The organism is Hydrocoleum sp. CS-953 (genome assembly GCF_002260545.1).
Classification (GTDB): Bacteria; Cyanobacteriota; Cyanobacteriia; order Cyanobacteriales; family Microcoleaceae; genus Trichodesmium.
This window is the reverse complement of record NZ_LGSU01000874.1, coordinates 1-5,168: the sequence shown is the minus strand read 5'-3', so window position 1 is coordinate 5,168 and position 5,168 is coordinate 1. Positions and strand designations below refer to the sequence as shown.

The window sequence follows — 5,168 nt, the reverse complement described above, 5'->3', positions numbered from 1 at the left end:
GAGTAGGGGAGTGGGGGAGAAGTAAAAACAAGAAGAATTAATGCAAAAGAGTGCTCTTTTCTAACAAAAAAGTAATTACCTTAGTTTAATTACTTAATAACTGAAGTCTTGTCCAAGTATAGCATTACTTTTGGGAATTGGTATAACTCCTGGTTAAAAAATTTAATCGCGGGTATTGATACCAAATAGCTGTGTTGCACAAAAGATGAAAATATACGATACGTTACGGCGCAAGGTAATATTTGACAGTTTAACCGTAGTTTGTAGTCAGCCCCTAAAGCACCCTACTGGACTCAACTCTCTGGTGAGATTACTTTTAACTTTTGACTTTTGACTTTTGACTTTACTTTGGTTCCTGCTGAGTCGTACAATGTATTCCACCACCTCCGGCAGCAATTTCATCAATATTAATTTGTACAATATCTCGACCCGGAAAAAGTTCCGCTAAAGTTTCCTTTGCACGTCGATCTGCCTGACGATCGCCAAATTCTGGAGCAATAACCGCACCATTAAGAACGTAAAAATTAATATATCCTGCTGCAAAATCATCATCGCTTTCGTATCCTGATCGGATTTTTGTCGGACCCTCAAGTACCACAACTTCTAATTTATTCCCATCCGCATCCGTTGCCGAGCGTAGAATTTCTAGATGTTTTTTGGTAACAGGATGATCAAAAGAGTTTGGGTCTGGATCGTATCCAGCAACAACAACACCAGGGCCAGCAAAACGCGCATAAAAATCTGTATGACCATCGGTAATATCATAACCTCTAATACCTGGCAGCCAAATAATTTTACGCAGCCCCAATAAATACTTCAATTCCTCTTCACAGTCAGCTTTACTCCAACCAGGATTACGATTATTATTAATAATACAACTTTCAGTCACGATCGCCGTACCATTACCATCAACTTCAATACCTCCACCCTCAAATACAAGGTCTGTATTAATTAATGGTACTCCAGACTGTTTTGCCACAAACCGAGCTACTTTAGCATCGCGATCGTGATACTGTTTGTTTCCCCAACCATTAAAATTACCATCAATACCTGCTTTCTGACCAGCATTATTGATAACAAAAACGCAACCTGTATCCCGCATCCATAGGTCATCTATGGGGAAAACAATCAATTCTACATCAGTACCACATTTAGCTACAGCTACCTTATAGTCTTCTTCTCGCACTAACATTTTCACAGGTTCATATTTGACAATAGCTTTAGCAATTCTGGCGAGATTATCTTGTACTCCAGAACTATATTTGCTTCCCCAAATATCTGCACTAGCACTAAAAGCCATCCAAGTACATAAATGAGGTTCAGTTTCATCGGGCATAAAAAATGAAGAATTTGATAGCATAGAAGATGAGATTTTATTTGATAATTGAGAATTAGCTGTGGAAAAGGTGGCAAAACTTTTTTTTGAGAAAATCAAACCTGATGTTGTTGCCATTAATTGAAGAAAAGAGCGTCTATTCATAGAGCAAGTTTTAACTAAGTTTAATTTCAAGTATCAAAGAGTGATTGATGTCTCAATATCTTGATTTTCTCTATTACGAGAACGAAGGTGTAAAGTAATTTATATATCAAGTTTTTTCAGAAAATTAAGTAGTTTCTCTTCACTAAACCTTTGAAATGCCCCATTCATCAAATGAGATACTTCTGGTGGAGAAATACCTAAAATTTCACTAATTTCACCCTGTTTAAGATGGCGTTGTTTCAACAAACGTATTACTTGAATACCTATTTTTCCTCTTGTAAAAAGTTCGTCTGCATCATCACAACCGAGATCGGCAAATACATTACCACTACTTTCTTCAAAAATTTCCTCCTGCATCATTTTTGTTTCTCCTTTATTACTGCATCTTTATAACGTTGTTTAATCAAGTCAATGTCAGACTGTGGGGTTTTAACCCCTTTCTTTGATTTCTTTTGAAAAGCATGAAGAACATAAACTGTTTCTCCTATTTTTACAGCATAAACTGCTCTATAAGTATCACTATCATAACGTTTAACGATTTCATACACTCCACTTCCAACTTCCTTGAAAGGCTTGGCTTCTAAAGGTGTTTCTCCAGCTTGCACTAATTGCAGTGCAAACCTACCGATAAACGAACTTCACTCGGAAACTCACGGATATTTTTACGAGAGTTTCCCATCCAAACTAAAGGGCGTAAAGGGACATCTGTATTTTCCTTGTTATCAGTTATATTATCTCATAAAATCTTACTTTTGACTTTTGACTTTTGACTTTTGAATTTCTAATTCGACTCCAACTGTGCATTCAAAGTTTTCAGAATCCGATCGCGTGTTTCTTCTAAATGCGCCCTAGTATAATCATCCATTTTCTTACCCCGTTTTTTTATCATCTTCTGCAAATCTTTATCCAGTTGTCGCAGTTCATACCAAGCCAAACTTCGAGCATCTTCAGGTACCCTACGATTACGCAATACCATTGAAATTAACAGCTTCAGATGTTCTCGTTGGAGGGAACGACGCATACCAGATATCTCAACTGCACCCCCAGTTGATTGTACAACTTCACTCCAAATAGTATTTTGCAGATTATCAAAAAGTTCTGGTAATTTCAAAACATTATCTGGCGTTGTTTTCAATTCCAAATCTCGTAGACGAGTGAGACGAGTATCAGAAAGGAGCGATCGTAAAATTCCCCGTTGTCGCAATAAAATCCGATCTTGAATTGGATAATCTAAAGGAAACACTACAACAGGACTTCCCCAATGTAACCAACGTGAGGGTGCTAACTTATTCAACAAATCTGGTGAGAACTGAAACGCCTCCTCACTAAAAACATATTTATCCAATATTTCTAATGCTTGACGTTGTTTTTCTACAGGTATTGCTTCAAACGGCAATCTACCATTAGCGTATTTTATACTTTCTCGGTTAAACGACTGACCCCCCACATACAAAGTAGCATCATATATTTGCCAGAAATAATAAGAGAAGAGCGTATTAAACATTACTCTAATATCGCTATAACTTTCATCACTTCTGGGAACGCGCTTTTCTAAACTTTTCCAAATCGTCCGAGCGTTATCTAACTGCCATTGAGCATAAATTAATGTATTGCTACTGAGGTCATAAGTGTTTGCTGCTGGATCGAGAATATCATAAGAATCTTCATCCGTTGCATAAGATAGTTCTGGTTGTACTGCTCGACTCGCAATGTCTTGTAAAAATGCTTTTTCACCAATATAACTAGCTATTCCACTAGGTTTGTAACCATATTCAATCGCCCACTCATCATAAGGACCGACTACAACTGGAAAATAATCTCCTTGTGTTGTTCCCTGTGGCGCGAGGTTGACTGGTACATAATCCATGATAGATGCAACTAACCCTTTTGTGCGAGTAATGCTAATATCATTCAACTGTTCTGGTTCCAACATAGTGCTACCATGAAAGTTATGTCTGAGACCAAGAGTATGTCCGACTTCATGAGCAGTAAGATATTTTAAGTATTGATTGACATACTTTTCCATTTCTGTACTGTAAGGTCTGACGTTTTGCAAAACATCCATCCCTATTGCTCCCACTGCTAACTGTTGAGATGAGTTCCAACCAAAACAAAGATGTTCTGATGAGTGGGAGTTTGATAATAATGACTTCCGAGAATATAAATATTTTGCTTGTAGGGATTGAGGAATTATAGATTCTATATCGTTATTTTTGTGGGAAATATTTGCTTCTGCCTCAGTTTCTAGATTATCTGAATAACGAGAATACATATCTAAAACACAGGGATTATAACTTTTGCCATCTTTAGTTTTAAAAGCCTTAGCCAAAGATTGATTTTGTAAAACCAGACTGCCTATTTTACCATATTTAATATTCCTAATAATTCCTGCATCTAGGATAATATCTGCATCTAAAATTTGCCCTGTTAATGGATTAAAACGAGAAGGTCCAAAGCCTTCAAACCAAGATTCAAAAGTAGTAGACCAACGAATTGTATTGTAACGAACATCTGCTGGGTCCCAACTAGCATTATCTGGCATTTGTTTGGCTTGAATAGCATTAACAAATCCGGCTTTTTCAAAAGCTTTATTCCACATTAATATTCCTTCTCGAATGGCATCCCGATATTCGATTGGAACTGTATTTTCTATCCAGAAAGTTATTGGTTCTAGGGGTGGTGATAAAGGTGCGCTGGGAATTTGTTTTTCCAGATTCCATCTCTGAATATAACGGACAAAGGGTTGGCGATGATTATTGTCAGAAATATCTTGATAAGCACTAATATCATAACCTACTCTTTCATCTGCAAGTCGAGGAATATAACCATTATTTATTGGTAATTCTGAAAAACTGTAGCGAACTCTGAGATTAAAAGCACGACTATCTGGTACGGATTCTAAATATTCTGGGTAGTCTTCATTTAGGATACCATAAACTGACTCTAGTTCTATATTTAAAGGAAATACTTTAGCATCACTAATATAAGATTTTGTCTCGTCTATTGAGTAATCATAAGGTAAGTATTCTTCTAATGATGGTAAGTTTAAATCCCCTAGCAATAAATTTTCTAAATCAATTAGCATGGTTTGCCTTTCAGGATGAGTTTCTTCGATGGGTAGAGAATATAAAACTGAATCACTAAAAGAACGTTTTATTGAACGAGCTTGTGGGTCTAATTCGTTAGTTCTAAAATTGAGATTTGGCAGTACAAATTGAATATTATCTTGTTGTTTCCGTAACTGGAATACAAAATCTTTCATTGGTATGCCACTAATTAAACCAGCTTCACCAATACCTGATTCTAAAGTAATCACACATAGGAAATTTTTATTCAGTTGTTCTGGTTGAATTTCCATTAATGTTTGACCTGTTTCTTGGTTTCGATAAAGGGTAAACATTCCTTCTAGTTTTTCATACCCATCAGGCAATTCTTCATCAGTATCATCTGTTATTTCCGCATTACTAATTAGTTGTGGTTTTTGTAAAATATTTACTGTTGAAGCTCTGGTTGTAGGAATGATAAATATTACCAGTATCAATGATAGACAAAATAGCAGTAATATGCTGATAACCTTAGTAATTTTTAGCATAATTATTTTCTCTAGTTGTTTTGTCTGTTTATGAGTTTTATTTTGCTTTAGCGAAACATTACCTCTGGTTTAACCCAGAGGCTTGAAATAAGGAAT

General features: G+C 36.1%; 4 protein-coding genes. All 4 read right to left on the bottom strand.

The genetic code is table 11. The annotated features are described in order from the left end of the window. Positions 1–343: 343 nt before the first annotated feature. A complete protein-coding gene (locus AFK68_RS11495) occupies positions 344–1,480 on the bottom strand; it encodes an agmatine/peptidylarginine deiminase (protein WP_094672875.1) in 1,137 nt (378 codons plus the stop codon). A gap of 99 nt (positions 1,481–1,579) precedes the next feature. Beyond that, a complete protein-coding gene (locus AFK68_RS11490; RefSeq protein ID WP_168186419.1) occupies positions 1,580–1,840 on the bottom strand; it encodes a helix-turn-helix domain-containing protein in 261 nt (86 codons plus the stop codon). Continuing rightward, positions 1,837–2,085, bottom strand: coding sequence for a type II toxin-antitoxin system RelE/ParE family toxin (locus AFK68_RS11485; RefSeq protein ID WP_246844128.1), 249 nt, complete (start codon positions 2,083–2,085; stop codon positions 1,837–1,839). Before AFK68_RS11485 ends, AFK68_RS11490 begins: the two co-directional genes overlap by 4 nt. Positions 2,086–2,261: 176 nt before the next feature. Next, positions 2,262–5,072, bottom strand: coding sequence for a zinc-dependent metalloprotease (locus tag AFK68_RS11480; RefSeq protein WP_094672873.1), 2,811 nt, complete (start codon positions 5,070–5,072; stop codon positions 2,262–2,264). Between the last annotated feature and the right edge of the window lie 96 nt (positions 5,073–5,168).